At 69.0% G+C, this 25,374-nt stretch carries 29 protein-coding genes and 2 pseudogenes; 17 read left to right on the top strand and 14 right to left on the bottom strand.

What is annotated here, in order from left to right; all coding sequences use genetic code 11:
• Positions 1–127: 127 nt before the first annotated feature.
• Positions 128–394, bottom strand: a complete 267-nt coding sequence (locus tag ACLBXO_RS20760) for a GCG_CRPN prefix-to-repeats domain-containing protein (protein WP_447686530.1) — start codon at positions 392–394, stop codon at positions 128–130.
• Positions 395–554: 160 nt separating this feature from the next.
• Between ACLBXO_RS20760 and ACLBXO_RS20755 the strand changes: the two are divergent.
• Positions 555–747: pseudogene (locus ACLBXO_RS20755) on the top strand (transposase); the annotation flags it as partial.
• A gap of 1,134 nt (positions 748–1,881) precedes the next feature.
• On the opposite strand, the gene ACLBXO_RS20750 reads toward ACLBXO_RS20755, so the two are convergent.
• A complete protein-coding gene (locus tag ACLBXO_RS20750; protein WP_331315868.1) occupies positions 1,882–2,115 on the bottom strand; it encodes a DUF2171 domain-containing protein in 234 nt (77 codons plus the stop codon).
• A gap of 633 nt (positions 2,116–2,748) precedes the next feature.
• Between ACLBXO_RS20750 and ACLBXO_RS20745 the strand changes: the two genes are divergently transcribed.
• Complete coding sequence (locus ACLBXO_RS20745) at positions 2,749–3,147, top strand: TIGR02300 family protein (RefSeq protein WP_331315869.1); 399 nt, start codon at positions 2,749–2,751, stop codon at positions 3,145–3,147.
• Between the two features lie 52 nt (positions 3,148–3,199).
• Here ACLBXO_RS20745 and ACLBXO_RS20740 read toward each other — a convergent pair whose 3' ends face one another.
• Entirely contained in the window at positions 3,200–3,475 is a 276-nt protein-coding gene (locus ACLBXO_RS20740; RefSeq protein ID WP_331315870.1) for a hypothetical protein, read from the bottom strand.
• A gap of 218 nt (positions 3,476–3,693) precedes the next feature.
• Entirely contained in the window at positions 3,694–4,314 is a 621-nt protein-coding gene (locus ACLBXO_RS20735; protein WP_447686536.1) for a hypothetical protein, read from the bottom strand.
• Positions 4,315–4,521: 207 nt separating this feature from the next.
• Between ACLBXO_RS20735 and ACLBXO_RS20730 the strand changes: the two genes are divergently transcribed.
• The gene (locus tag ACLBXO_RS20730; protein ID WP_331315872.1) at positions 4,522–4,773 is read left to right on the top strand and encodes a hypothetical protein; all 252 of its coding nucleotides are present in this window, start codon (positions 4,522–4,524) and stop codon (positions 4,771–4,773) included.
• Between the two features lie 37 nt (positions 4,774–4,810).
• On the opposite strand, the gene ACLBXO_RS20725 is transcribed toward ACLBXO_RS20730, so the two are convergent.
• Positions 4,811–5,020 (bottom strand): cold-shock protein, encoded by a 210-nt coding sequence (locus ACLBXO_RS20725; protein WP_020094851.1) that lies wholly within the window; start codon positions 5,018–5,020, stop codon positions 4,811–4,813.
• Positions 5,021–5,314: 294 nt separating this feature from the next.
• Between ACLBXO_RS20725 and ACLBXO_RS20720 the strand changes: the two genes are divergently transcribed.
• The gene (locus ACLBXO_RS20720) at positions 5,315–5,653 is read left to right on the top strand and encodes a hypothetical protein (RefSeq protein ID WP_331315873.1); all 339 of its coding nucleotides are present in this window, start codon (positions 5,315–5,317) and stop codon (positions 5,651–5,653) included.
• Positions 5,654–6,017: 364 nt separating this feature from the next.
• Positions 6,018–7,067, top strand: coding sequence for an acyltransferase family protein (locus tag ACLBXO_RS20715; protein ID WP_447686529.1), 1,050 nt, complete (start codon positions 6,018–6,020; stop codon positions 7,065–7,067).
• 323 nt (positions 7,068–7,390) lie between these two features.
• On the opposite strand, the gene ACLBXO_RS20710 is transcribed toward ACLBXO_RS20715, so the two are convergent.
• Positions 7,391–7,630, bottom strand: a complete 240-nt coding sequence (locus ACLBXO_RS20710; RefSeq protein ID WP_331315875.1) for a hypothetical protein — start codon at positions 7,628–7,630, stop codon at positions 7,391–7,393.
• A 316-nt stretch (positions 7,631–7,946) separates the two neighbouring features.
• Between ACLBXO_RS20710 and ACLBXO_RS20705 the strand changes: the two genes are divergently transcribed.
• Both ACLBXO_RS20705 and ACLBXO_RS20700 read left to right on the top strand, forming a co-directional pair.
• Complete coding sequence (locus ACLBXO_RS20705) at positions 7,947–8,357, top strand: cupin domain-containing protein (protein WP_447686528.1); 411 nt, start codon at positions 7,947–7,949, stop codon at positions 8,355–8,357.
• A gap of 214 nt (positions 8,358–8,571) precedes the next feature.
• The gene (locus tag ACLBXO_RS20700) at positions 8,572–8,955 is read left to right on the top strand and encodes a hypothetical protein (protein WP_447686527.1); all 384 of its coding nucleotides are present in this window, start codon (positions 8,572–8,574) and stop codon (positions 8,953–8,955) included.
• Between the two features lie 655 nt (positions 8,956–9,610).
• Here the strand turns inward: ACLBXO_RS20700 and ACLBXO_RS20695 are convergent.
• A pseudogene (locus ACLBXO_RS20695) lies at positions 9,611–9,951 on the bottom strand (transposase); the annotation flags it as partial.
• Positions 9,952–10,296: 345 nt separating this feature from the next.
• On the opposite strand from ACLBXO_RS20695, the gene ACLBXO_RS20690 reads away from it, so the two are divergent.
• The 5 genes from ACLBXO_RS20690 to ACLBXO_RS20670 all read left to right on the top strand — a co-directional run bounded on the left by ACLBXO_RS20690 (position 10,297) and on the right by ACLBXO_RS20670 (position 15,620).
• Entirely contained in the window at positions 10,297–11,265 is a 969-nt protein-coding gene (locus ACLBXO_RS20690; RefSeq protein ID WP_447686526.1) for a TAXI family TRAP transporter solute-binding subunit, read from the top strand.
• Between the two features lie 82 nt (positions 11,266–11,347).
• Entirely contained in the window at positions 11,348–13,609 is a 2,262-nt protein-coding gene (locus ACLBXO_RS20685; protein ID WP_447686525.1) for a TRAP transporter permease, read from the top strand.
• A complete protein-coding gene (locus tag ACLBXO_RS20680) occupies positions 13,606–14,016 on the top strand; it encodes a DUF1850 domain-containing protein (protein ID WP_447686524.1) in 411 nt (136 codons plus the stop codon). Before ACLBXO_RS20685 ends, ACLBXO_RS20680 begins: the two co-directional genes overlap by 4 nt.
• A gap of 168 nt (positions 14,017–14,184) precedes the next feature.
• On the top strand, positions 14,185–15,366 hold the full coding sequence (nhaA, locus tag ACLBXO_RS20675) for a Na+/H+ antiporter NhaA (protein WP_447686523.1): 1,182 nt from the start codon (positions 14,185–14,187) through the stop codon (positions 15,364–15,366).
• Positions 15,367–15,443: 77 nt separating this feature from the next.
• Positions 15,444–15,620: a hypothetical protein gene (locus ACLBXO_RS20670; RefSeq protein ID WP_447686522.1), complete on the top strand. Its 177-nt coding sequence runs from the start codon at positions 15,444–15,446 to the stop codon at positions 15,618–15,620.
• A gap of 95 nt (positions 15,621–15,715) precedes the next feature.
• On the opposite strand, the gene ACLBXO_RS20665 is transcribed toward ACLBXO_RS20670, so the two are convergent.
• The 4 genes from ACLBXO_RS20665 to ACLBXO_RS20650 all read right to left on the bottom strand — a co-directional run bounded on the left by ACLBXO_RS20665 (position 15,716) and on the right by ACLBXO_RS20650 (position 18,442).
• Positions 15,716–15,961, bottom strand: coding sequence for a hypothetical protein (locus ACLBXO_RS20665; RefSeq protein ID WP_447686521.1), 246 nt, complete (start codon positions 15,959–15,961; stop codon positions 15,716–15,718).
• Between the two features lie 135 nt (positions 15,962–16,096).
• Positions 16,097–17,368: a cation:proton antiporter gene (locus ACLBXO_RS20660; protein ID WP_447686520.1), complete on the bottom strand. Its 1,272-nt coding sequence runs from the start codon at positions 17,366–17,368 to the stop codon at positions 16,097–16,099.
• A gap of 55 nt (positions 17,369–17,423) precedes the next feature.
• Positions 17,424–18,002, bottom strand: coding sequence for an endonuclease/exonuclease/phosphatase family protein (locus tag ACLBXO_RS20655; RefSeq protein WP_447686519.1), 579 nt, complete (start codon positions 18,000–18,002; stop codon positions 17,424–17,426).
• 134 nt (positions 18,003–18,136) lie between these two features.
• Positions 18,137–18,442, bottom strand: a complete 306-nt coding sequence (locus tag ACLBXO_RS20650) for a hypothetical protein (RefSeq protein WP_331315888.1) — start codon at positions 18,440–18,442, stop codon at positions 18,137–18,139.
• A 336-nt stretch (positions 18,443–18,778) separates the two neighbouring features.
• Here ACLBXO_RS20650 and ACLBXO_RS20645 point away from each other — a divergent pair, with 336 nt between their 5' ends.
• The 5 genes from ACLBXO_RS20645 (at position 18,779) to ACLBXO_RS20625 (ending at position 23,343) form a co-directional block, all read left to right on the top strand.
• Positions 18,779–19,039 (top strand): hypothetical protein, encoded by a 261-nt coding sequence (locus ACLBXO_RS20645; RefSeq protein WP_331315890.1) that lies wholly within the window; start codon positions 18,779–18,781, stop codon positions 19,037–19,039.
• 175 nt (positions 19,040–19,214) lie between these two features.
• Complete coding sequence (locus ACLBXO_RS20640; RefSeq protein ID WP_447686518.1) at positions 19,215–20,180, top strand: mechanosensitive ion channel family protein; 966 nt, start codon at positions 19,215–19,217, stop codon at positions 20,178–20,180.
• Complete coding sequence (locus tag ACLBXO_RS20635; protein WP_331315892.1) at positions 20,177–21,475, top strand: DUF2254 domain-containing protein; 1,299 nt, start codon at positions 20,177–20,179, stop codon at positions 21,473–21,475. The genes ACLBXO_RS20640 and ACLBXO_RS20635 overlap by 4 nt, the downstream gene beginning before the upstream one ends.
• Positions 21,476–21,847: 372 nt before the next feature.
• Complete coding sequence (locus ACLBXO_RS20630) at positions 21,848–22,594, top strand: glutaredoxin family protein (RefSeq protein WP_331315894.1); 747 nt, start codon at positions 21,848–21,850, stop codon at positions 22,592–22,594.
• A 5-nt stretch (positions 22,595–22,599) separates the two neighbouring features.
• Positions 22,600–23,343 carry a DUF4396 domain-containing protein gene (locus tag ACLBXO_RS20625; protein ID WP_419539362.1) on the top strand — a complete coding sequence of 248 codons (744 nt, stop codon included), beginning with the start codon at positions 22,600–22,602 and terminating at the stop codon, positions 23,341–23,343.
• Positions 23,344–23,702: 359 nt separating this feature from the next.
• Here ACLBXO_RS20625 and ACLBXO_RS20620 read toward each other — a convergent pair whose 3' ends face one another.
• The 3 genes from ACLBXO_RS20620 to ACLBXO_RS20610 form a co-directional block, all read right to left on the bottom strand.
• On the bottom strand, positions 23,703–23,933 hold the full coding sequence (locus ACLBXO_RS20620) for a ribosome modulation factor (RefSeq protein WP_447686535.1): 231 nt from the start codon (positions 23,931–23,933) through the stop codon (positions 23,703–23,705).
• A 254-nt stretch (positions 23,934–24,187) separates the two neighbouring features.
• The gene (locus ACLBXO_RS20615) at positions 24,188–24,712 is read right to left on the bottom strand and encodes a PRC-barrel domain-containing protein (protein WP_331315900.1); all 525 of its coding nucleotides are present in this window, start codon (positions 24,710–24,712) and stop codon (positions 24,188–24,190) included.
• Positions 24,713–24,850: 138 nt separating this feature from the next.
• On the bottom strand, positions 24,851–25,306 hold the full coding sequence (locus ACLBXO_RS20610; RefSeq protein ID WP_447686517.1) for a hypothetical protein: 456 nt from the start codon (positions 25,304–25,306) through the stop codon (positions 24,851–24,853).
• Between the last annotated feature and the right edge of the window lie 68 nt (positions 25,307–25,374).

The following is a 25,374-nucleotide window of genomic DNA, read 5'->3' as shown; positions in this document are numbered from 1 at the left end:
AAATGCAATCGCCGGGTGCGACAGTTCAGGCCGCGCGTCGCGGCGTCGTCGCGGGCGTCGCAGGCAATGAGCGTCCCTGCCCGGCCCGAAGCACGCCGGGACGGGGGCCCCGGCGTGGCAGTGCTCTTTAGCGGCAGATGCGCCGCGGGCCGACCGGCGTCCGGCGCACGAAGCAAGGCGGACCGGGCCGGAAGCCACGAGCGATCGGGCGGCATCGACCGAGGGGGCCGCGAGCGAAGCCGGGACCGCAGCCCATAGCTACGGTGGTGACGTGGGCAGTGCCCGCGAGGGTTCCGGCACCGATCGGCGCAAGAGGTGCAGCGCTGGCTGCGGATGCGAGGCCGAGACCGCCAACGAGAGCGGCTGTGGCGGCGAGCATCTTCAGGTGCGTCATGGTCAGACCTCCTGTGGTTGAGCCGCGGGCCGCAGAAGACGACCAGCGGGCGTGCGCTGGTGCCACGGAAAGGGTCAACGAGACGTCACCTCCGCCGGGCGCGGGAGGGGGCGCCTCGACGACCGGCCCGGACGCTCTCGGACCCGACGACCTCTGAGCGGTGACCGCATTGCTTCTGCCACCCGGGCCGGAGAAGCCGGAAGGCGGGTGACCGCGCGCCGCAGATCGGGCGGCGCTGGCGGGCATCATCCCGGTTCTGCGCACCGGCCTGCGGTGGAAACACCTGCCGCGTTCCGAAGGGCGGCGGCAGTGGCGAGACGCGCCGGCGACGGCTCGGCGCGTGGCCGCCTGCGGCCTCGTCGGCGGAACGCGGGCCGGACGGTCCTGTCCCCGGCTCTCGGGCATGAACGCACGCGAGCACGTTCGGCGTCCCGGGGGCGGAGCACCCGATGCGCCTGGCGCGGACGCCCGCTCCCCGGTCGGATCGTTGAACCAGATGCCTGCTTCGGCTCTTCCCTATGCGCCGACGCGATCCATCTGCGCCGAGGCACGGAGGAACTCCATGCGTATTCTTGTTCTTGCTGCGCTCGCCGGCGTCGGTCTGGGCGTCCTGGCTGTCCCCGCCTCGGCCGTGCCAGCCGGTCCCGTGACCAGTATCGCGTCGCCGTCCGACATGGTCACCAACGTTCGGATGAGGCGCCATCACATGCGGCACCATCACATGCGGCGCCACTCGATGTCGCGGATCCAGCGGCGGCATCCCGGCGCAAGCTTCGTCCGGAACAAGACACGCGGTGCCGCGGGCGGCAGCAGTCGGGGCAATGGGGTCACCGGCAGCTACGCCGCGCCCAGCGGAAAGTAGGCTTCGACTCGCGGCGTCGTCACCGGCCCCCTGCTCTGCGGCACCGTGCCGGACCGTGGGCGGCCGATGGCGATGGCGGACAGCCAGAGCGGAACAGGGTGAGCCCGCCCGGTTTTCCGGTGCGGGCTTCTCTGTACGGCGCTGCGATCGACCGCCCGCGCAGGAAGTAGAAGCGGATCAGGACGAGGACCGGCCCCCCGAGGGCCGCGGCGGGCTTCCGGTCGGCAGGTCTCGCGCCAGGACCTGACTGGGCGTTCCCATGGCCCGTGTTCCAGGTCCTGCAGGCAGCTCCGCCAGCGAGGTCGGTCAACCTCTCATTAACCATCCGCGCGCAGACCTCCGGGCCGGCCGAGCCCGAAGGAAGCCGATGCCCGTGACCCACCCATTCGTTGCGCAAGCTATCGCGGCCGAGACCGAGGCGATGAAAGCGGCGATCTTGGCCGAGAGGATGCGGGCCATGGAAGCGACGGGCGCCGCCCGAGCGTTTGCCGAGATGGCCGCCGCCCAGAGGGCCCGAGCAGCATGGGCCAGGGCTCAGATCGCGCTCCGGCGGACCGCATGACCATCGCACCAACGGCCGCCCGGCCGATGTCCTGAGTTCACATCTGCCGTCGGCGCGGACGTCTCAGGACGTCGACCACTCGCGCATGACCTCGTCCGCCGGCCGATCGAGAAGAACCTTTCCCCCCTCGATCGCGTGCACGAAATCGACCGGGATGAAGTGGTGCAGGCCACCGGCGGCGGCGTCCTTCTTGGTCAACTTGATCTCGCCCTTGTCGACATGATCGACGGTCCCGACGTGTTGGCCGTCAGAGCCGATGACCTCGGCATGTTCCTGTATCCGTGCGACATCGACCATCGGTTTCACTCCCTGTTGAGCAGCCGTAACCGGCGTCCGAACGGCGATGTTCCGGCCGAGTCGATCTGCACCGACGGAGGGGGCGCCGAGCCCCGTCACGGCCGGGGCAGCGAAGCCGCGTTCTACCTGGAGGACGAGGATGCCGGGCCGTTCGCCTGGATCCGAGTCGCACCCGACGGCGGAGACGCTGCCCGCGCACGATGCCACCGCGGCCGGCGGAAGCCCGTGATGACCGCCGTCATCACGGGCTTCCCGGTCCAGGGACGGGCGGCTCAGATTCCGGCTGCTGCCGTGGAGAGGCGGCGCGCCCGTTCGCCCGCGCCTTCCCGCACGGGGTCGAGAGCAGGGGCGTTCCTGTCGAGGAACGCCTGCGCGGCGACCGGATGTGTCGGCGCCGCGAGCAGCCGCGCTGAGCCGTCGGCCACGCCGTGCCGGACCGCGTCCCCCGACGCGCGGTCGTCCCTGGGGCCTCGATCGCGGCAGGCGCCACCACGACGCTTGGCCAAGCGTCGCGCGCGCCCAGACATGCTTCGGACCGGCGTAAAAACGCAGGGTCGCGATCTGCTGACTGTGGTAGACGCACAGAATGCCCGCTGGCGATCCAGCGTCTTACGGCCTTCGAGGAGAATTGCGGTGGCGCGTCCGGACCTCGGCACGAAGCGAATCTGCCCGACGACCGGGCGGAAGTTCTACGATCTCGGCAAGAGCCCGGTGATCTCACCCTACTCAGGTGAGGTCGTGCCCATCGCTGCGACGACATCGTACTCCAGGGGGAGCGCGCCCGTGGCGGCGCGCAAGGAGGCGCCGAGCGACGAAGAGGACGAGACGGAGGGGCCTGAACTCGTCTCGCTGGATGAGGTTGCGGCGGAAGAGGCCGACAAAGACACCGATACCGACACCGAAGACGATGACGCTCTCGATATCGAGGACGACAGCGAGCAAGTCGACGATGACAACCTCGTCGTCGACGAGGATGACGACGACGACACCAGTGATCTCGTCGAGGTCACCGATGACGACGACGATCAATAGCCGCGTTCGACATCGGCGGCCGTTCGGCGGGCCGCCAATGATGCGTGCAGCCTCAGTCGCGGTTCGATCTGGTGGTGGGGCGGCTCATGAGCAGGGCCGCCCGCACCGCCATGCGGCGCGACGGCTCGTCGGCCTCGGTGTCAACCACGATCGCGGGCGCGGAGGGGTGGGCCGCGACCGCTGCCGCGAGATCGAGCAGGTGGTCTGGGCCGATCGAATGATCCTGCGTGGTCGGTCCGGCCAGATAGGCGTCGACGGCGGCGCCGACGTCTTCGATGGCGATACGCTCGGCGGTCACCAGATCCCAGAGCGTGGCCTCATCTGACATCCACGGCGTATCGCACCCGCCGCGCGAATATGCAACATTGTAACATGATCTCCGTCGACGGCGTCGGGCTGCGCGCGTATCGGCTGAGCGGCCGGCGCGATCCCTGCAGTGTGAGATGCCGAAGGCGCGCAGGACAGAGGGCACGTGACGGGCTCTCGCTGCCGAAGCAACGCCGTCGGCGCCCGGTGCGCCGACATCACCCTGTCGAGACGCGACGGTCAGGCTGCTGGGCCGCTGGAGGTCGCGATCCACACCACGTGCCGCGGTCCGCTGCGCCCGTTGGCGTGGGGGCGAACCTCCTCGACGACGAAGCCCGAGCGCTGAAGGCGCGCTTTGAACTTGCGGTCGGGCGCCGCCGACCAGACGCCGAGCACGCCGCCCGGCCGCAGCGCCCGCCGCGCCGACTCCAACCCGTGGCTGTTGTAGAGGCGATCGTTCTCCGGGCGCACAAACCCTTCGGGTCCGTTGTCGACATCGAGCAGGATCGCGTCCCAGGCGGCCGGGCTGCACCGGATGAGATGGTCGACATCGGCCTCGCGCAGGTCGACGCGCGCGTCGTCCAGGCAGCCGGCGAAGACGCCCGCGAGCGGTCCACGCGCCCAAGCCGCGACCGTCGGCACCAGCTCGGCAACTGTGACGCTCGCCTCGGGCCCGAGGTTGCGCAGGGCCGCGCGAAGGGTGAAGCCCATTCCGAGGCCGCCGACCAGCACGCGCGCTGCACCCCGGCCGCGCACCCGGCCGCAAGCGATGATCGCCAGCGCCTCTTCGGAGGCTCCGCGCGTGCTGTTCATCAACTCGATCGTGTCGGCGACGATCGAGAACTCGTGGCCCCGCCGCATCAGGTGCAGCGGTGTGCCGCCCGGAACGATGCCGGTGTCGATATGCGTCCACGATGTCACAGGCGTTTCTCCGAAGGCCGGCGCCCTGGATATTCCAGCGCCCGGGAAGGATGCGTTATGAGACGCGCTCCTGACCGCACGTCGCGCCTGCAGTAAGCAGGGGCCGCGACAGCGCTCGCCTCGTTCGAGAAGCCGGCATCACCGCCCATGGCTAAGCGTACCAAGTCTCTGCCCAAGGTGCAGGGGTTCGTGCTGTTCGACGTCACCTACGCCGACGGCAGCCGCGCCTCGAACCGACGCGTGCCGGCCGAGATCCTGGGTGGCCTCGACGGCGATGAGCCGGCACGCGCTCTCATCAGCGCGCAGGAAGAGGAGATCGCCCGCAAGTCGGGGAGGCCGAAGCGCGAGATCGAGAGGATGACGCGGTCTCCGGCTCCGAGCGCGAAGCCCGATATGTGACGAGCGGCCCCAACACAGGCCACTCGTCGCGTAGTGATCAGCCCGCCTTCAGGTTGGCGGCGCTCTCCTTGCCGCTGCGACGGTCCGCCTCGACGTCATAGGAGATCTTCTGACCCTCGTTGAGGGAGCGAAGGCCCGCGCGCTCGACGGCCGAGATGTGGACGAACACGTCCTTGCCGCCATCGTCGGGCTGGATGAAACCGTAGCCCTTGGTCTCGTTGAACCACTTCACGGTACCTGTAGCCATGGCTGTATCCTGGTCGTGACCGGCTCGCCGACGTGGCGGGCCGTGACGCCTGAACTGGCCGCCGCGGCCGCCTGTTCCAGAGGTGATCCTTCCAGACGGCCGCGGTATAGTCCCGATCGACGCGCGAGGGAGATCGGGTCCCCGGGCGCGCTCGGAAGGCGGAGGGCCGGATCTCTCGCCGGTGCGTGCACCCGGAAGCGCCGCCGGTCCGGCGGGACCGGAGCCTCGATACGGACGACAGTGAGTAGCCTTTCGCCGCCTCGTCGGGGGGGCCTCGGAGACGAAGCGATCGTAATGCGCAGCGCCGTCGCTTATGCCGTGGCTGGGAGCGTGCTGGCGATGATGTCAGCCCGGTCGGCCGAGCAACCGCCGGCGATCAACGGCGCGGCTTACTGCGCCACGACGGCCGAACTCGTCGATGACGAGGCCTTCAGGCAGCAATGCCTCGACAGTGAAGCGAAGGCGGAAAATCACGTTCGCGCCTTGTGGGCGGAGACGCCGGACAGCGTCCGGACCACCTGCGCGAAGGAACTCCTGCTGGTGACGCCCTCCTACCAAGCCTTGTCGACCTGCATGTCCACGATGGTTGGGGACCTGTGGATGGCCGGCGAATTGAAGGTGCTGCCTCGATGACCCCGTGCCTCGCCTCCTGGATACGGCGCCGATCGCGCTCGTCGGCAGGAGGAGGCGGTCTAGATCTGTGGGCCGGTAGCGCGATGATCCGAGCCGACCGCTCGTAACGGCCGGTCGCAGGTTCGCGACTTTCCGCCCCTACCAAGCTTCCCTCCCTGCCTCGTGGACGAGGCGAAGGCCGGCCGGGCAGCGATCGGGGTGCGTCGCAGCGCTACACAACCGCAGTAAACATAATGCGAAAGGCGTATTGATGCGTCATCTCTCGTCTTAAAATGCCTATATTCTGTATTCGTCGAATCGATATACGATCGAGCCGGATTATATTTTTGCCGGAATGTTCCGGCCCATTTTATAAGGTTTGGAGATGGCGGCGCGCGTATATCACCCCAAATTTGACGGGCTGCGTGCGCTGGCGATAATCGCCGTCATGTACGAACACTTAGTCAAGACTGACACTGTTGGCGGTCTCGGGACGGGGTTGTTCTTTTGCCTGAGCGGTTTTTTGATAACTGATATCATCCTCGACTCTCGCGAGAGAATGACTTTGAAGCCAGCTGCCGTGCAGTTTTACTGGCACCGGTTCCTGCGCCTCGCGCCGCCTTTCTATCTGGCTATAGCTGTCTGTCTTGCCTTGGGCGTCGGAGGGTCCCACCGAACGCTTCTGGCAAACGCCTTCTATGTCGCAAATATCAATATGTTTGCAACTTCCGATTTTAATGAGTCGGGGCATTTCTGGACGCTCTCTGTGGAAGAGCAATTCTATTTGCTCTGGTTCCCCGTGGCGATGTTGGCGCCTGTTCGGCGTATTCCGGCGATCTTGATCGCGCTTATTATCGCAAGTCTACTATCTCGACTCCATTTCTGTCTGTATCGAGTACCTAACGAATGGATGTTGCCTATCAATAGCGCTGATCTGCTGTGCTCCGGCGCTCTGCTGGCGACCGCGCTTCGGAGCGGCGGTCCTTTGCAACGAAGACTGGCTGCGGCGCTGGATTTCCGATTTGCCCTGCCTGCGTCCTTGGTCGTCGCGGCGCACTACGCGCATCTGATGGATTGGGCTGGAATAAGCGGGAAGATGGTGGCCTTCTCGGCGACATGTCTATGTATGGCTTCGCTGATCAGGCATAGTCTGTCCGGGGTCGCGTGCCGGCCTCTGGATTGGCTCGCCATGCCTTCTCTGCGGCATGCGGGCAAGATAAGCTATGGGCTGTATGTCTATCATTATTTCGTGCCACAGATATGTGAGAAATTCATTCCGGAGGTTCACACGTATTTGTCGCGCGGATTTTATCTGATCTGGATCACCGCCCTGTCGTTTATCGCTGCCGAATTGTCGTGGCGCTTTCTCGAGCAGCCTGTTCTTCGACTGAAGAGGATCCAATTGTCGCGCGCGACCTCATTGCAGGCGGGCTGAGTGCACAATTTCGACTGTGGCGGGGCTCGCGATGGCGGCCGCCCAGGGCAACGAAGCTCGGGATACGGGAGCGTCATGGCAAGCGCGAGGTACCAACTTGACGTCGGGACCCTGCGCCTCGCTCTGACCTGCCTCGGCGATAAGCCGCTACCCACCGTCGGAGGCCGTCCCGCGACGCTGCCGGGCCTTCGCGGCAGCCCACGCGGACAGGTCGGCGCAGAGGCATGCGGCGCGACGCTCTACTGGAACGGAGCGAGATTCGGCCCCGCTCCCTGGTCGCCCCCTCCCCTATCGGTCTCCGCATCTCCCGCGACGGATAAGGGCTACAGATTGTTCGACGCGGTTGCCTCTCGCGTTGCAGGTATGAAGCGCTTGGTCGACCAGACGATCTGGCCGGCATCGTCCCAGAGCGTCGCGGAACCGGAGCGATCGGCGAGCAGGGCCACGAACCGCGCTTCAGCTTGACTGATCGCTTCCGCGTTCGTCCATGCGTCGATCCGCTCGGAAGCGACCGAGAGTCCGCTCGCGCATCGGCGGTACACGGAGCATTCGAGGTGGAACACAGCCATCCCTGAGCGAAGCAACGTGCTTGCCACAGCGCGCGGCCGTGCATGCGCGCGCCTGTTGTCGGCGGCCTTCCAGCAGGCTCGCGCCGTCGCCGAGCCGGCGTTCCGCCGCACCGGCCCGTCGGCCGGTCTCATCGCGCATTGTCACAAAATTCGATTGCGAATACAGTTGATGATAAGTATAATCAGGTCTCATTGAGAAGGCTGCGTGTCTGCGAGCGGAATGTTCCACGAGAACGGGTGGGCGTGATCGCACATAACTGGCGCGGGCCGGATGCCGTGGCTCATCGACAGATGTCATGGGAGGAGGCACATGCTAAGCAGGCGCATGTTCACCGGCTGCGCGATCTGCGCGGCCCTCGGCGTAGTGGCCAACGACGTGTCGGCGCAGGGGCCCGGCGGCATAAAGCGGACCATCTCGTCGCGAGCCGATGGTCCGATGGAGGGTTACGAGACTCTTCAAGTCGTGGTCGATCTTGAGCCGAACTTCGTGCTCGATTGGCACACGCATCCCGGCACCGAGGCGGGCTACACTGTGGGAGGCGTCGGGGAACTGCGCGTCAAGGGCAAGGACGCGCAGATGCTCAGGGCCGGTTCGTCCTGGGTAACCGCGGCCGAAACGCCCCACATGCTGCAGAACGGATCCGAGGCAACCAAGCTGCTCGTCACGTTCACGGTGCAGAAGGGGAAGCCTCTGGCGTCGCCGGCCCCGGCTCCAACGTAGACGCGCACCGTCCGGGCGGACGCACATCAGGTTCGCTCCGCCGTCGCCTTCCGCCGGCCATGAGCCTGCACGATGTCGGCCGCGGCGGTAGGGCGTCATCCAAATGGGGGTGGTGTTCCGGAGCACGTCGCGCAGTGATGTGCGGTGCTTAATCATGGATCGCACCGCCATCGCCGATGAGACTATGCGGCGTCGGTGCTGGAGGGTCTCCACCATGTTGACTCGCACCGTCATCGGGCTCGCCGCCCCCGTCTTCCTCGTCGCCGCGTGGGCCGGTCCGTCTCTGGCCCAGCCCGCCGCCAATGGTGGGCCGAAGATCCTGATCCACGGCAACTACTGCGGTCCGGGTAACAATGCCCCGTTGCCGCCGGTCGACGCGCTCGACGCGGCCTGTGCTCGTCACGACGCCTGCACGCCGGATGTCGGCCTGCCCTCGAAGGCTTGCAATCTCCGGCTAGAGCGGGAGGCGGCGGCAGTCGCCCGGGACCCGCGCCAGCCGGATGATGTCCGCTCCCTGGCAGGCTTCGTGGCCTCCTTCGCTGCCTCCGCCGCGTCGAGCGCCGCTCCGTCGGTGCTCCCGGCGAGGCTCGGGCGCTGAGAGAGGGCGAGCCGGATTCCGCCAGCCGGAGCCATCGTCCGCCCGGGGCTGCATGCCGTGGAAGAGCGCGCCGGCGGCTATCCAACGGCCGATCGGGCTCTTGCCGGCAAGCTCCAGTTCACCGACGGCCTTCGCGGCGTCCGCCGGGTCGGGTTTCTGTCCGGTGGTTGATCCGCGTGTGATCGTCGCCCGCGGAGGCTGACGGCTCGGTGACCTCGACATCGAGACAGCCCGTTCTCCGATACGGCGCGGCATGCCGGAACAGGTTGCCGCTGCCGGAGGCTCAGCTAACCTGCGCACAACCGTCGCCGCTGTGTGGCGCACCTCATCACGCGGCAGGTCGACCATGAGAGGCGCGGCGGTCAGATGGTTCGTTGTCGCGCTTACGGGCCTCGCGAGCACCGAAGCCGTCGCGCGACGTCATCGAGCGGGCAGCTCTACTGCTCAGGGAACGATCGGGGCGCCCCCACTTGCATCTCCGCGATTGCCGGCCACGACGCTGCGGCCGCCTTCCGACGGCATCATCCATTGGAACACGCCGAACAAGGACGGCAACCTCGGTGGCCCCGGCACCGGCGGCGGCGGCGGTGGGGGAGGCTGACACGATCCATCTCCGTCACCTGCTGACTTCCGGACGTGCTACGCGGGCAACGCCCCGGTCGCCTGCCGTCGGCGCCGCCGTGATCGGCTTACCTCCGCCCTCGGCATGCGGATGCAGCTCGGCCGAGCAGCCGCCCCGGCCGCGCCTGCAGCCGCTGCAGCACCCGGTCGAACACACCGGCCTCGCGCCACCGGTAGAACCGGCTCGACACCGCTTCCACAGCACCGCAGCGCGCCGGTCGATCCTCCCAGGGTGCACCCGTGCGCTTCGATCCGGAGCATGCCGTCGAGGACTTGCCGGTGATCCTCCGCGGGCCGACCCGTGCGCGGCTTCCGCGGAGGCCGCACCGGGGCGATCTGCTCCCACCGCGCGTCGGTCAGTTCGAAGCGTCGCATCAAGCCGGCAGGGGTCCGACCACCCAGCCTGCGCACCCCTTTGCGGAGACGCCCCGGGCGGATGCTGCCGGGCGGCCTGAAAATCCCGTCGAATCCTCTCAAGGAGGGAACGGCCGATCGAGAACTGGCTAATTTGACCCCGGCTTCTGCAGTATCTCTGAAGTGGTCGGTTACGCGCCGAACGCGGCGTGGGCGGCCCTGTTCCGAGAACCGGCCGTTCCACTTCGAGCCGTTCAAACGCTGTCGATCGTGACCGGCGAGCGAACATCGGCCTGATCGATGGATTGAGCATCGACGCGGCGGGTCGGATCTGCTTCAAGGCGGCAATAGAAAATGGGAGGGGACATGTCAGGTCTGCCGAAACGCCTCGCGGGGCTCGCATTCGCGACCGCTGCCCTCATGAGCCTCGCCACTCCGACGCGCGCCGACGATTTCGTTGCCATCCTCACCGGAGGAACCTCGGGCGTGTACTACCCGATGGGGGTCGCTCTCTCGAAGATCTTCACCGAGAAGGTATCGGGTGCGCGCCCGTCGGTTCAGGCCACCAAGGCCTCTGTCGAGAACCTCAACTTGGTCCAGGGCGGCAAGGGAGAGCTCGCCTTCACCCTCGGCGACAGCCTAGCGGCCGGATGGAAGGGTGATGAGGAGGCGGGCTTCCGGCGTAAGCTCGATAAATTGCGCGGCGTCACGGCGATCTACCCGAACTACGTCCAGATCGTCGCGTCCAAGGAATCCGGCATCCGGACCCTGGCGGACCTGAAGGGCAAGCGACTCTCCGTCGGCGCGCCCAAATCGGGCACCGAGCTGAACGCGCGCGCGATCCTGGACGCCGCCGGCCTGAGCTACAAGGATCTCGGCAAGGTCGAGTATCTGCCCTTCGGCGAGTCCGTCGAACTGATGAAGAACCGTCAGCTCGACGCGACGCTGCAGTCCGCCGGGCTCGGCGTCTCCTCGATCCGCGACCTCGCGACCTCGACGCCGATCACGGTCGTGGCCATTCCGGCGGCGCTCGTCGACAAGGCGGGCGCCCCCTTCGTCAAGCAGTCGATCCCGGCGAACACCTACGAGGGACAGGCCGAGCCGGTCGAGACGGCGGCGGTCGTGAACTACCTCGTGACCCGGTCGGACCTCTCCGACGACCTCGTCTACAGGATGACGAAGGCGATGTACGAGAGCCTGCCCGAATTGCAGGCCGCGCACTCGGCCGCGAAGGCCATCGATGTCCAGAAGGCGGCCGAGGGTATGCCGGTGCCGCTCCATCCCGGCGCGGCCCGCTACCTCAAGGAGAAGGGCGTGCCTGTCGCCACCCCGTGACGCGCGCGGCGACGGATCCGAGATCACGATGCGTCTGGGCGGGCTCGGAGGATCGGCTCGGCCCGCCGATGGAAGGCACTCCATGAACGAGCGGGTCGACCAGGCCGAGTTGCAGAATCCCGAGCACGGGCTGCCGGAGAATTTCGGGGCCGGCTGGCCGGGCCGCCTCCTGTTCTGGCTGGCGGTGGCCTTCTCGACCTTCCAGATCGTGACCGCCTTCGGTGTTCCGCTCGACCGCGCGATCGTGCTCGGCGTCACGCCGCTCGATCTCGCGTGGGCGGCCCTGGCGGCCGGCGCCATCTTCGTCGGCTGGTCTGCCGCGCGGCGGCGCCCGTTGCCGGACGGGCTGTTCGCCGTCGGCGCGCTGGCGCTCACCGTCGGCCTGGTGACCAAGTTCCCCGGCGGGCTGCCGAGCCAGGCGGTCCGCACGCTCCACGTCGGCTTCCTGTGCCTTGTCGGCGGCGGCCTGCTGGCGAACCACCGGTCGCGCACGGGCGTGACGCGCGGTCTGGGCTGGGCGCTCGCGGTCGCGGGCTTCCTGATCGGCGCCTACCAGTGGGCCTTCTACGACGACCTCGTCTCGCGCGCGGGCGAGTTGACGGATGCCGACCTCTATGTCGGGCTCGCCCTGATCGCGCTGCTGTTCTACTTCGTCGCCCGCATCATGGGGCCGGCCCTCGTCATCGTGGCAGGCACGTTCCTCGCCTACTGCCTGCTCGGCCAGTATCTGCCGGCGCCGCTCAACCATCGCGGCTACGGCCTCGAGCAGGTCGTCGAGCACATGGCCTTCGGCACCGAGGGCATCTACGGCACGCCCGTCTACGTGTCATCGACCTACATCTTCCTGTTCGTCCTGTTCGGCGCCTTCCTCGAGCGCGCCGGCATGATCGCGCTGTTCACCGATCTCGCCATGAGCCTGTTCGGCTCGGCGCGGGGCGGCCCCGCGAAGGTCGCGGTGTTCTCTTCCGCGCTCATGGGCACGATCTCGGGGTCCGGCGTCGCCAACGTCGTGGCGGTCGGCCAGTTCACCATCCCGCTTATGAAGCGCTTCGGCTACAAGCCGGCCTTCGCGGGCGGCGTCGAGGCGACCGCCTCCATGGGCGGGCAGATCATGCCGCCGGTGATGGGGGCGGTGGCGTTCATCATGGCCGAGACGATCGACGTGCCCTACGTCGAGATCGTCAAGGCGGCGATCATCCCGGCTCTCCTCTACTACCTCTCCGCCTTCCTGGCCGTGCATTTCGAGGCCGGCCGGCGCGGCCTGGTCGGGCTGCCCCGCGGCGAACTGCCGAGCGCCAAGGCGGCCCTGCGCGAGCGCTGGTTCCTCATCCTGCCGCTCGCCGTCCTCGTCTACCTGCTCTTCGCGGGGTACACGCCGCTGTTCGCGGGGTCGGTCGGCCTCGCGCTCACCGTGACCCTGATCCTCGGCGGCACCATCGCCCTCGGCTTCGGCCGCGACGCCGTCCGCTCGATCTTCTACGTCGCGCTCGGCCTCATCGCCGCGGCGGCGCTCTGGGTCGGGGTCATGCTCGTCCTGGCGCTCGTCCTCGTCATGGTGGCCGCCAGCCTGCTCACGCACGGCGGTCGCGACACGCTCGTCGCCTGCCGCAACGCCCTCGCCGACGGCGCCCGGCAGGCCCTTCCGGTCGGTCTGGCCTGCGCGGTTGTCGGCATCGTGATCGGCACGATGACGCTGACCGGCGTCGGGACGATCTTCGGCAACTACGTCGTGTCGGTCGGCCAGAGTTCGCTCATCGCGTCCCTCATCCTGACGATGGTGGTGAGCCTGATCCTCGGCATGGGCATCCCGACGATCCCCAACTACATCATCACCTCGTCGCTCGCCGCACCCTCGCTCCTGACGCTGGGCGTGCCGCTCATCGTCAGCCACATGTTCGTGTTCTACTTCGGCATCATGGCGGACCTGACGCCGCCGGTGGCGCTGGCCTGCTTCGCGGCGGCGCCGATCGCGCGCGAGAGCGGCTTCAAGATCAGCCTGGAGGCGATCCGGATCGCGCTGCCCGGCTTCGTCGTGCCCTACATGGCGGTCTACGATCCGGCGCTGATGGCGCAGAACACCACCGGGATCGGCGGACCGGCCTTCGCGGCGGCCGTCGCCTACATGTGCGTGAAGGCCGCCGCCGCGGTGTTCCTGTGGGGCGCCGCCACGAGTGGCTTCCTCCGCGGTCCGATGCGGGCGTGGGAGCGGGGCGTCGCCGTCCTGGGCGCCCTCCTGCTCGTGGTCGCCCTGCCGCTGACCGATCAGGTCGGCTTCCTGCTCGGGGCCGTCGCGGTCGGCGCGCATCTCTGGCGGCTGCGCGGGGTCGCGGCCCGGCCGGCGTGATCTGCCTCCTCGCCGCGGGCGTGCTCGCCCCACTCGGCGCGCAGGCCATCACGCTGCGCTGGACCCACTCGGTCGAGAAGATCGTGTGGGAGGAGGACTGGGTGGACGCGCCCGCCGGCCTGACCCTGACCGCGAGCCGCGTCCGGGGTTCGGGCGCCGGCATGGAGCCCGCCGCCGATGCGCGCTGGGTCGACGGCGCCTGGACCTGGCAGCCGCACGTGAACCCGCTTCGCGCGGTCATTCTCCGGCGCTCGGGAGCGACGGCGGACTGGTCCGTCTGCCGACAGGAGCGCTGCGAGCCGATGAGCGCGTATGTCGGACCGCTGGCCGATCCGGTGACGCTGACCTCGTGCGAACCCGGCCCGCGTGGCGAGAGGGGCGCGCCCTCAGGCCAGCCGTCCGACTGATCCGGCCGCCGCGCCGCCCTTGCGCGACAAACCATTCCCGACAGGCGCCGGCTGCAGGTTGCTGGCAGCGGGAAACGATGCGATAGGCGGCCCCGGGTGCGCGATCCGGAGGTCGGGTCGGCAGGCTTCTGCGCTGGTCGGGCCGCCAGCGGCAGAGGGCGTGTGCGCGTGCCGTCTCTTCCCCGTCGTCCCTTCTCGTCGCTGCGCGACCTGCTCACGAGCGCCGCCGGCGGCGGTCTCGTGCTCATGGCAAGCGCCGCGCTGGCCCTGGCCATCGCGAACTCGCCGCTGGCCGACACCTACTTCGCCGCGCTGAAGGCCCATCTCGGGCCGCTCTCGGTCCTGCACTGGATCAACGACGGCCTGATGGCCGTGTTCTTCCTGCTCGTCGGCCTGGAGATCAAGCGCGAGCTGCTGGACGGCCGCCTGCGGACCTGGCCGGACCGGATCCTGCCGGGGGTCGCCGCGCTCGGCGGCATGATCCTCCCGGCGCTCGTCTACGCCGCTGTCAACCGGCACGCGCCCGAGACCCTGCGCGGCTGGGCCATCCCGACCGCCACCGACATCGCCTTCGCGCTGGGCGTGCTGGCCCTGCTCGGCTCCCGGGTGCCGGTCTCCCTGAAGGTGTTCCTGACCGCGCTCGCCATCATCGACGACCTCGGCGCGGTGATCATCATCGCCCTGTTCTACACCGCGGATCTGTCGCTGCCGATGCTCGGCGGCGCGGCCGTGGTCCTGGCGGCCCTGTATGGGCTCAACAAAGCCGGGGTCAGCCGCCTGTGGCCCTACCTCGGCCTCGGCGCCGTGCTGTGGGTGTTCACCCTCCTGTCGGGGGTGCACGCGACCATCGCGGGCGTCCTGCTCGCCCTGACGGTGCCGCTCCGGCTGAGCGTCGGGCGGCCGGACGACCCGACCTCGCCGCTGCACATCCTCGAGCACGCGATCAGCCCGTGGACGGCCTTCCTGATCCTGCCGGTGTTCGGGTTCGCCAATGCCGGCGTGTCCTTCGCGGGTTTCGGGCCCGCGATGCTGCTCGATCCGGTGACGCTCGGCGTGGCGCTCGGCCTGTTCCTCGGCAAGCAGTTCGGCGTGTTCGGCTTCGTGATCGCGACCGTCCGGCTCGGCTGGGCTCAGCGCCCGGCCGGCGCGACGTGGGCGCAGGTCTACGGCGTCACCGTCCTCTGCGGGGTCGGCTTCACGATGAGCCTATTCATCGGCCTGCTGGCCTTCGCCGAGCGGCCGGATCTGGAAGCCGAGACTAAAGTCGGCGTGCTGCTCGGCTCGCTGGCGTGCATGGCGGCCGGGGCCCTGGTGCTGCGGCTCGCCCCGCAGAGTCCGGCTCACCGCTGAGCCGAGACCAGCCGTCGCCGTGCCTCCGGCGCACGACCGCCTCCCCGCGTCGACATCCATGAACCAGGTGAAGCACCATGCCTCGTCAGTTCCCTCGGCGTCGTCCCGGCGCCATCGAAGGCCGCCTGTCGGACCTCGTGCTCGCCCTCACCGGGGTCCTGCTTCTCGGGGCGATGATCCTGCTGGGGCTCTCGTGGTTGACGGGCGACGCCGAGGGCGCCGCAGCGGGGTACGTGCCGACGCGGGGCTCCTGAGCTCCGCCCCTGATGGACTGACGACCGATGACGACCCTGACAGCGACGCTGCGCGGGTTGTACGAGGGGGAAACGCGACGCGCTTACCGCTTCCGCTACGCCCTGCTCGTGTTCGACGTGGCGACCCTCGCCTTCGTGATCGTCACGTCAATCCTGCCGCTGATGGCCTGGATCATTTCTGCGACGTGGCGCTGGGCCTGTGCATCCTGCTCGATTTCGCGGCCCGTCTCGGCATCAGCCGCGCGCCGCTGCGCGAGTTCAGGCACCCGAGCACCTGGACGGACCTCGTGGCGGTCGCCTCGTTGCTCGCGCCCGACCAACCTCGCGGTGTTCGTGTTCACGATGACCGGCATCGTCTACGCCACGGCGAGGTTGCCCCGAGCGCGGCGTGGACGACGGTGGTCGAGCCGCCCCGTTTCATGGGTGGTGCTCCGGAGGGGCGCGTTGGCGGAGGGGGCGAGGCCGGCCGACTGTCGTCAGGCGGCGTCCCGCTCCGGCAGATCCTTGAGGGTCCGGCGTGCCACCATGCCCAGCGTCGAGCCCTGGACGACGATGGTGAACAGCACCACCGCGTAGGTCGCCGCGAGGATGGCCGGCTTGGCGTCGCTCTCGGGGACGGACAGGGCCAGCGCCACGGAGATGCCGCCGCGCACCCCGGCCCAGGTCAGGAACGGCACGTTGCGCGGGGAGAGGTTGCCGCCCCAACGGAACGCCAGCAGGGGCGTCGAGACCGCCGCGAGGCGCGCGATCAGCACGATGGGGACGGCGCACGCGGCGAGGACGAGCCCGCCGGCCTGGAAGCGCAGCACCAGGACCTCCAGGCCGATAAGCAGGAACAAGACCGAGTTCAGCACCTCGTCGATCAGGGTCCAGAGCGAGGATACGTAGCCTTGCGTCTCCTCGCTCATCGCGTCGCGCGGCGCGCGGTCGCCGACGAGCAGCCCCGCCGCGACCACCGCGAGCGGGCCGCTGAAGTGGAGCATCTGAGCGAGCGCGTAGGTGCCGGCGACGAGCGCGAGGGTGATCAGCACCTCGACCGGGAAGTCGTCGATGGCCCGCATCGCCCGGTAGGCGACGTAGCCGGTGACCACGCCGAGGACGAGCCCGCCGCCGGCCTCCTGCAGGAGCAGGCGGGCGACGCCGCCGGCGCTCGTGGCCTCCCCGCCCGAGCCGGCGGCGAACGCGACGAGGACCGTGAACAGCACGATGCCGATGCCGTCGTTGAAGAGGGCCTCGCCCTGCATCTCGACCTCGAGCGCCTCCGGCACCCGCACGTTCTTCAGCGTCGCCAGCACCGCCACGGGGTCGGTCGGGCTGATCAGCGCGCCGAACACGAGGGCCCAAGCGAGCGGGACGGGCTGGCCGAGGGCGTCGGCCGCGAACCAGAACGCGCCCCCGACGATGGCGGTGGAGATCAGCGTGCCGACGAGGGCGAGCGTCGCCACCGCCCAGGCCCGGTCGCGCAGCGCCCGCAGATCCAGGCTCATGGCGCCGGCGAACAGCAGGAAGGCCAGCATGCCGTTCATCACCACGTCGGTGAAGTCGACCTGGCGGAGAATCGTCGTGAGGTCCTCGTAGAGGTGCTGGCCCGGGAGAGCGAGATCGAGACCCAGAAGGGCGAGCGACGCGAGCAACCCCATCACCAGCAATCCGATGGTGTGCGGAAGCCGCAGGAACCGATGGTTCAGCCAGCCGAACAGGGCCGACAGGGTCAGAAGCAGGGCGGCGAGGTCGAAGATGGAGATCACGGGCTTTCCCCGCCCGGGCCGCGGGAGGGTGCGGGGGGCTTCACGGTGAGAGGGCTCAACGCGCCTGCACGCGTTCGGTCGCGCCTGCGGCGGAGAGCACGGCGTTCGCGGCGGCGACGTCGCCGGCCTCCCGCGGCATCTCCGACGCCGGGCCATCGCCGGACCGGCGGCAGGGGCGCACGAGATAGGGGAAGTGGTCCGAGCCGAAGGCGTCGAGGCGCTCGATGGACAAAGTCTCGAAGCCCCCTTCGTGGAAGACATGGTCGAGCGGCCACCGCCACAGGGACGAGCGGGCGTTCCAAGTGGCGACGTAGCCGCGGTCTCGGCGCGGGTCGATCAGCCCGGACAGCCTCACCATGCGCGCGACCGCGATCTCCCAGGGCGTGGCGTTGAGGTCGCCGGCAATCACGCCCGGCTCGACCCGTTCACGCAGCACGACCGCCGCCGCGTAGAGCTGGGCGTCGCGCCCGCGGGCCGATCGGTCGGGACCAGCGGGACGAGGCTCGCGGCCGCGAGGGTCCCGGCGAGCACGATCAAGACGAGGCGGGCGAGGGCGCTCACGAGCGGCCCTGCGCGGCCCGATCCACTCTCGCGCTGGCGGCGCATCGAACTCGCGATCCGGCACTGGTCGCATCGATCCTGTTCATGATGCACTTGCCGGATAGGTCGAGAACAGGATGAGCGATCGGCCGGGGACACGACGCCCACCGGGGCAAAACGCCTGCGTGGGGTGACGGGACGTCGGCCCGGCGCAGGAGCGAGAGTCGATCAGCGGCGCATGTCCTTGGGCAGGTGCTTGATCGGGTCGGTCCGCCCACCCTGGTCCTTGCCTTGAACCGTTCCTTCCGACTGCATCACGTCCGTCGAGGATTGGATGGCGCTCGGCGGAGCGACCTGTCCGGTGGACTGGTCGCGTGGTGCGGCGCCGTTGCCCGTCACCGTCGACGTCCCGGGCGGGAGCGTCCCGGCCGTCGGCTGGTCGATGGCGCTCCTGGCCGACTGCGCGGCGGCCGGGAGCGCCGAAGCTAAGCCCCCCGAAGACAGGATGGCGGTGCAGGCGAGCAACCTGGCCACGGTCCGCACATGGCGGACATGTCGATGCGTAGACACTGAGAAACGTGCTCCTGTTCAGGCACACGACCGATAGGCATGCCGACTTGCAAGCATCCCCCGTCCGCCTTGGTTCCTGACCGGATTGTCCGACTCAGGCAGGTCGGCCTCGTGGTCTTCGGTCGGGGAAGCCCTCTTCAACCCGTCCAGGGGGGCGGCTCCCGTGCAGATGAATTTTTGCCGAACGGTTTCCGGCACCGCACGTTACCGACCGCGATAAAGCGCCCGCGGGGGCGCGCCGCTGCCGTTGGCCGGAGGCCCGGGCTCGGTCGGCGGAGGCCCTGCACACGGAGTTCCAGCGTGAAGAAGACTTTCCTCGCCGCACTCGCCGTCACCGGCCTGGCCGGCATCGGCCTTGCCACCACGACCCTGCCGTCCGCGGCCCTGCCGATGAACGCGGCCGGCGTCACCGCCCCGGCCAATGCAGACCTCGTGCAGGTGCGCATGCACCGGCGCCACCGGATGCGCCAGGGCTCGGCCAGCCGCGGCAACGCCGGCATGCCCTCGCGCGGCGCCCGCGGGCAGCAGTACGGCGGGACCACCGGCGGTCCGCGGCGCTGATCTCCAGCCACTCAATGGCGCCTCGACCCATGGCGCCTCGACCCATGGCGCCTCGACCCATGGCGCCTCGACCCATGGCGCCTCGACCCATGGCGGCTCGAAGCGCCGCGGGTGACCATGCGCCGCCGGATGGCACGACCGCCTCCGGCGGCCTTCTCAGGCCCCGCGGGACCCCATGATCTTCTCCGAAGCGCTCGGGCGGCTCGAAGAACTGGGTCGCTCGGCCGTGGCACTCCTGCCCGGGCTGGCCATCGCGCTCGTCCTGTTCGGCATCGGCCTGCTGATCGCCAAGGGCGTGCGCGCCGCCGTCCGACGCGCGGCGGAACTGCGCGACGCCTCCCCGGGCTCGGCTTCCGTCCTCGGCCGCATCGCGGGGGGCGTGACGGTCCTGGTCTCGTTCCTGGTAGCCGCGTCCGTGGCCTTTCCCTCGGTCTCGGCGGCCGACCTGTTCAACCTGCTCGGCATCGGCGGCGTGGCCATCGGCTTCGCCTTCCGCGACGTCCTCCAGAACCTGCTCGCAGGCATCCTGATCCTGCTGACCCGTCCCTTCGTGATCGGGGACCAGATCCGCGCCGGCTCGCACGAGGGCACCGTCGAGGACGTCTGGGTGCGCGCCACGGTGCTGCGGACCTACGACAACCAGCGCGTGCTGATTCCCAACGCCACGCTGTTCGTCGACAAGATCACGGTGATCACCGCCCACGACAAGCGGCGCCTCGCCTTCCCGCTGACCATCGGCAACGGCGACGACATCCGCGAGGCGCGCCGGGTCATCGTCGAGGCCTTGCAAGGGACGGAAGGGGTGCTGGCCGACCCGCCGCCGGAGGCGCTGGTCACGGGGCTCGGTGCGGCCGGTGTCGACATGACCGCCCGTCTCTGGATCGACCCTCCCCGGCGCCGGGATGCGGTCGACGCCCTCGACCACGCCATCGCCAACGTGAAGGAAGCGCTCACCTCGGCCGGCATCGACCTGCCGTACCCGACGAGCCAAGTGCTGTTCCACGACCAGACCGAGGAGACCGACGGCGATCGTACGCGACAGCGCGAGGGCTGGCCCGCGGGGAAGGGGCCGCCGCGTGCCCGCTGGCGGGTGCTGCGAGAGGACGCCGCCGCCGGCCACCGTGCGGAGGAGCGGGCGTGACGGCGCGGCTGCGAGCGTGGATCGAGATCCTCGGCGACCTGTTCTGGCTCCGGCCGGCCCTGATCGTGCTCGGCTGCATCCTGCTCGCCCAGTTCGGGGTCTGGCTGGAGACGGCCCACGTCGCCGGCTACGACGCCTCCTCGCCGGACACGAACTGGGGCTATTCCGGCGGCGCCGAGGGGGCCCGCGGCCTTCTCAGCGCCATCGCGTCCTCCAACATCGGGGTCGCCGGCACGACCTTCTCCATCACCATCGCCGCGCTCACCCTGGCCTCGGGCCAGATGGGGCCCCGACTCCTGCGCAACTTCATCCGCGACGCCCGCAACCAGACGGTGCTCGGCATCTTCCTCGGGACCTTCGCCTATTCCCTTATGGTCCTGCGGACGGTCCGTACCGTCGAGGAGGACCCGTTCGTCCCGCACCTCGCCATCACCGGCGCGCTCGTCCTGGCCCTGGTCGCACTCGGGACGCTGGTCTGGTTCGTCCACCACATCGCCACGAGCATCAACATCGAGACCGTGGTCGACGCCGTCCAGCAGGACCTGTGCAAGGCCATCGAGGCCCGTACCCTCGACGCGGCCGATGCGGCCAGGCCCGCGGACGCGTCGACCGGCAGCGCCGTCGCCACCACCGGAGGCGGTTACCTGCAGGCCGTCGACACGGACGCCCTGGCCGATTGGGCCGAGGAGCGCCGCGTCACCGTCGTCCTGCGGGTCCGCCCCGGCGACTACGTGCCCAGCGGCTTCCCCGTCGCGTTCCTGTCCGCGGGCGTCCAGGGCGCCGACGCGGCCATCGCGCGCGCGGTCACCCTCGGGCGCCGACCCACCTCGCTGCAGGACCTCGAATACTCGATCCGGCAGTTGGTCGAGATCGCGGTCCGGGCCCTGTCGCCGGGCATCAACGACCCGTTCACGGCCGGCAGCGTCGTGGACCATCTCGGCGACGCCCTGTGCCGCATCGCGCCGCGCCACCTGCCGACCGGCGCTGTCGTCCGGACGGGGCGTGTCGTCCTGGTCCATCCCGTGACCGATTACGACGGCCTGTGCGACGCCATGTTCCACATGATCCGGCAGAACTCCGCCGGGTCCGTGCTCGTCCTCGGTCGGATGCTCGACGTGCTGGCACGCGTCGCCGAGGTCGAGCGTCTCACGACGCGCCTGCGCGAGTTGCGCCGTCACGCCGACCTCGTGCAGGCCGCGGCCGAGCGGGACGTGGCCGATCCCCACGACCTCGACGACCTCCGTCAGCGCCACGCCAAGTTCGTCGCCATGCACGAGGAGGGTGAGGTCGTCTGAGACCTCGACATCCTCACCGGCCTGAACCCGCGTCTCGTCGTCGGGGCGGCCGCGCGAGCCGGGAACTCGTCCGGCAGCCTTGCCCCGTCATCGGCCAAGCCGGCCATGGACGCCGACCCTGGTCCGGGGCGGAACGCAGCCCCGGCAATCCTTCTTTCCCTTTCGTGGAATTGCGGAATCTGACGGTTGACCTTCCAACTGTTGGAAGCCCCACCTCTCGCATCGACGAGGCTGATGGCGTGGCGCATCCGGCCCACGCCGACCAGCGGGCATTCGCGACGCCTGGTCGGGAGGCGATGGCCGTCACGATGGCCGTCAGCCCGCGTTGGACTGTCGGCACAGCCCCCGCTCCTCGCTTGAAAGGAAACCGTGATGCTCGACACGACCCGCAAGGCCACCGTCTACCGGATGGTGATGGACAAGCACGTCTGCCCGTTCGGCTTGAAGACCAAGGACCTGCTCGAACGCGAGGGGTTCACCGTCGACGACCATTGGCTGACGACCCGCGACGAGACCGACGCCTTCAAGGCCGAGCACGGCGTGAAGACGACGCCGCAGACCTTCATCAACGGCGAGCGGGTCGGTGGCTACGACGACCTGCGCCGCCACCTCGGCAAGGCGGTCAAGGACCCGAAGGCCACCAGCTACGCGCCCGTGGCTGCGGTGTTCGCGATGACCGCCCTGATGGCGCTGGCGGCGAGCTACGCCGTCTCTGGCACGCCCCTGACGGTACGGGCCGGCGAGTGGTTCATCGCCTTCAGCATGTGCGTGCTGGCCATCCTCAAGCTGCAGGACGTCGAGACCTTCTCGTCGATGTTCCTGGGCTACGACCTGCTCGCCCAGCGCTGGGTGCGCTACGCCTACGCCTATCCCTTCTGCGAGGCGCTGGCCGGCGTTCTGATGGTGGCGGGCGCCCTGAACTGGCTGTCCATTCCCGTCGCCCTGGTCATCGGCACGGTCGGTGCGGTCTCAGTCTTCAAGGCGGTCTACGTCGATAAGCGCGAGATCAAGTGCGCCTGCGTCGGTGGTTCGGGCAGCGTGCCGCTCGGCTTCGTCTCGCTGACCGAGAACCTGATGATGGTCGCGATGGCCGTCTGGATGCTGATCGCTCACCATTGAGTGGGATGGCCATGACGGTTCCCCACTGGCTGCACGTCCTCGCCGCGTCCTGTCTGCTGCTCGGGGCGGCATGCGCCCTCATCGTCTCGGTCGACGTGATCCGCCGGCCGCAGCACATGGCCGTGATGAACGTGGTCTGGCCGGTGACGGCGCTGTTCGGCACACTCGCCGTCGTCTGGGCCTACTTCCGTTACGGCCGCCTCGCCACGATGGAGGCGCACCATCACGCCGAGGAGCGGGGCGAGAAGCCGCCGAACATGACTGACACGCCCTTCCCGGTGATGGTGGGAAAGGGCGCGCTCCACTGCGGCGCCGGATGCATGCTCGGCGACGTCGCCGCGGAATGGCTGGCGTTCCTGGTCCCCGCGGTGGCTGTCTGGTTCGGCTGGCACTCTATCTTCGCGGAGAAGATGTATGCGGTCTGGGTGCTGGATTTCCTGTTCGCCTTCTGGCTCGGCATCGTATTCCAGTATTTCGCCATCGTGCCGATGCGGGGCTTGTCGCCGGGCGAGGGCATCTGGGCCGCGCTCAAGGCCGACACCCTGTCGCTGATCTCCTGGCAGGTCGGCATGTACGGCTTCATGGCGCTGGCGCAGTTCTCCATCCTGCCCGCCCTGGGTGCGCCCAGGGTCGCGGTGAACACGGTCGCGTTCTGGTTCGTGATGCAGCTCGCGATGGCCGCGGGGTTCGTCACAGCCTACCCGGTGAACTGGTGGCTCGTGGCGGCAGGCATCAAGGAGCGCATGTGAGACCGCCCCCCGTTCACCGACAGGCCGATTGGGCCGTGCATCGCCGGACCGTACCCTCTTTGACGACAAGCCGGTCGGCCCCCATCCGAGCACGCTGACGCAGCGTCCGGCGCGGACTCAACCCGCGCGAACGTTCCTGGCCGCTCGCCCGTTCTCTGACCCTTCATGTCTGCCTGACGACTGACCGGGCCTATCGACGGCAGCTCGCGGCCCAGGATCGCCGCCGCTTGGCAGCGTCGCATCAACGCCTTGACCGCTCTTTCCGACGACCTTCCATCCGCGCCCCCGAGGCGCCGCTCACGTCCGTCTCCCGCCGAGCAGGCGACCGGGATGATGGGGCGTACCGACCCGTACCGCCCTCAGAGCTGGGGCAGGGTCCGCGACCCGTCCAGGCCAGCCATGCCGCCGCCCGTCGACGCGGTGGCTGCGAGCGCTCCAGTCGGACGAGGGGTCCGCGTGCCGCAATCCCATGCGGAACCGTCGAATCCCTCGAACCAGGCCCTGCGTTCACGCGAGTCCGCCGGGTAAGGACAGGCGTAGCGCGGCCGTCCGACGGTCCGGGCACGCGCGCCTTGCTTGTTGATGTCCATGATCATGAGCACCGCCTTGCAGCCGGCACGAAGCGTTTGTGTCGACGACGAGGAACGGCCATGGCGAAGCGGCCGACAAGGAGTTTTCCCTCGATCGGCCGTTCTCTCCGACAGGCGTCAGGCTCGCACTGACAAACCTCTGTGCGGAACAAGCTTGACCGTTGCGGCCAGGACAGCTGCTTTCGGTTGGGCGGGGCGAACACCGGTAGAGCTCGGGGGCGCGCCCTGTGCCCCCTCCCCCAACACGTGAACGATCAGGTGTTCTTCTTGCTGTACTTGAACTCGGGCGCGCTCTTCAGCGCGTCCTTGTCAGTGTCCACCATCGCCTTGAGCGACCCATCGGCGCGATGCAGGAAGATCGATGACGGGTCGACCAGCACGTAGCGCTCGCCCATGCCGAGGAAGCCGCCGACGCTGACGACGACGCCGGTCACCGTCTTGCCGTTGTCGATGACGAGATCCTCGATCTCGCCGACATTCTCGTTCCTGTTGTTGTAGAGGTTCTTGCCCACGAGCTTCGAGGACGTGACCTCGGCCGGCTTGGCCGTGACGAACTTGATCTTGGCGGTCGCCGTGTCGGCCATCGTCATTCCGCCCGCGCCCCCGGCGGCCGTAGCCCCGCCGTTCGGGGCCGCCGGCATCGCGGTGCCGGCGGCCGGCGGCATCGCCATCGGCTTCGCCGGGTCGTTCGCGGGCTGGGCCGCCTGCTTGTCCTGTGCGAGGGCGGGCATCGCGAACAGGGCGCTGGCAGCGATGGTGCTGATGAGTGCGTTCTTCATGGCTTGGACCTCGGATTTTCGCATGGACGACCCGGCACCGGCAGTCCGTGGACCGCGCGATGCCAGCCGAATTCGGCCGCGTGGCGGAGGGGAGCCTTGTCCGGCACCGAGCGACCTTCGCCGCGCTTCGCCCGCATCTTAGTAGCCGCAGTAAGGGCGGCCCACGCCGTAGCCGTAGCGGTAGCCGACCGGGGCATAGGGGTACCCGTAGCCGTAGGACGCCCCGTAATAGGCGGGTCGGCCGGCCGCGGCGGCGAGCCCGAAGCCCAGACCAGCGGCGAGGCCCAGGCTACGATAGCCGCGGCGGTAGCCGTAGCGGCCGTAGTGGTGCCCGTAGCCGAAGCGCGCCGGACGGAAGCCGATGCCGCGGTACCCACGGTAATGGCCCCGGAAGCCGTGACGAGGGCCTCGGAAGCCTCGGTAATGACCTCTGAAGCCGCGATGATGGCCCCGGAAGCCCAGCCCGCTGTGGCCGTGGACGCCGTGGTGATGGCCGACGAAGCCATGTCCCCGACCGAAGGGCCGCGCCTCGCTCGACGGCGAGAACAGGACGAGGCTGGATGCTGCCGCGAGGGCGATCGAAAGGCGTTTCATCAACTCGGCTCCCTGATGGCTTCGGGGTGGCCGTCCGCGGCTGGCTGTTGAGCCGCGGGACGGTCTCG

The organism is Methylobacterium sp. C33D, from assembly GCF_053345825.1.
The sequence above is the reverse complement of the archived record's forward strand: the minus strand, read 5'-3'. Positions and strand labels throughout refer to the sequence as shown.

Coding starts and splice junctions, on each gene's coding strand:
- ACLBXO_RS20630 (WP_331315894.1), top strand. CDS start 21,848: ATGCTCGACACGACCCGCAAGGCCACCGTCTACCGGATGGTGATGGAC.
- ACLBXO_RS20705 (WP_447686528.1), top strand. CDS start 7,947: ATGCTAAGCAGGCGCATGTTCACCGGCTGCGCGATCTGCGCGGCCCTC.
- ACLBXO_RS20690 (WP_447686526.1), top strand. CDS start 10,297: ATGTCAGGTCTGCCGAAACGCCTCGCGGGGCTCGCATTCGCGACCGCT.
- ACLBXO_RS20730 (WP_331315872.1), top strand. CDS start 4,522: ATGGCTAAGCGTACCAAGTCTCTGCCCAAGGTGCAGGGGTTCGTGCTG.
- ACLBXO_RS20750 (WP_331315868.1), bottom strand. CDS start 2,115: ATGGTCGATGTCGCACGGATACAGGAACATGCCGAGGTCATCGGCTCT.
- ACLBXO_RS20615 (WP_331315900.1), bottom strand. CDS start 24,712: ATGAAGAACGCACTCATCAGCACCATCGCTGCCAGCGCCCTGTTCGCG.
- ACLBXO_RS20760 (WP_447686530.1), bottom strand. CDS start 394: ATGACGCACCTGAAGATGCTCGCCGCCACAGCCGCTCTCGTTGGCGGT.
- ACLBXO_RS20725 (WP_020094851.1), bottom strand. CDS start 5,020: ATGGCTACAGGTACCGTGAAGTGGTTCAACGAGACCAAGGGCTACGGT.
- ACLBXO_RS20640 (WP_447686518.1), top strand. CDS start 19,215: ATGATCTTCTCCGAAGCGCTCGGGCGGCTCGAAGAACTGGGTCGCTCG.
- ACLBXO_RS20715 (WP_447686529.1), top strand. CDS start 6,018: ATGGCGGCGCGCGTATATCACCCCAAATTTGACGGGCTGCGTGCGCTG.
- ACLBXO_RS20740 (WP_331315870.1), bottom strand. CDS start 3,475: ATGTCAGATGAGGCCACGCTCTGGGATCTGGTGACCGCCGAGCGTATC.
- ACLBXO_RS20720 (WP_331315873.1), top strand. CDS start 5,315: ATGCGCAGCGCCGTCGCTTATGCCGTGGCTGGGAGCGTGCTGGCGATG.
- ACLBXO_RS20685 (WP_447686525.1), top strand. CDS start 11,348: ATGAACGAGCGGGTCGACCAGGCCGAGTTGCAGAATCCCGAGCACGGG.
- ACLBXO_RS20700 (WP_447686527.1), top strand. CDS start 8,572: ATGTTGACTCGCACCGTCATCGGGCTCGCCGCCCCCGTCTTCCTCGTC.
- ACLBXO_RS20670 (WP_447686522.1), top strand. CDS start 15,444: ATGCCTCGTCAGTTCCCTCGGCGTCGTCCCGGCGCCATCGAAGGCCGC.
- ACLBXO_RS20620 (WP_447686535.1), bottom strand. CDS start 23,933: ATGGACATCAACAAGCAAGGCGCGCGTGCCCGGACCGTCGGACGGCCG.
- ACLBXO_RS20625 (WP_419539362.1), top strand. CDS start 22,600: ATGGCCATGACGGTTCCCCACTGGCTGCACGTCCTCGCCGCGTCCTGT.
- ACLBXO_RS20735 (WP_447686536.1), bottom strand. CDS start 4,314: ATGCGGCGGGGCCACGAGTTCTCGATCGTCGCCGACACGATCGAGTTG.
- ACLBXO_RS20655 (WP_447686519.1), bottom strand. CDS start 18,002: ATGCGACCAGTGCCGGATCGCGAGTTCGATGCGCCGCCAGCGCGAGAG.
- ACLBXO_RS20610 (WP_447686517.1), bottom strand. CDS start 25,306: ATGAAACGCCTTTCGATCGCCCTCGCGGCAGCATCCAGCCTCGTCCTG.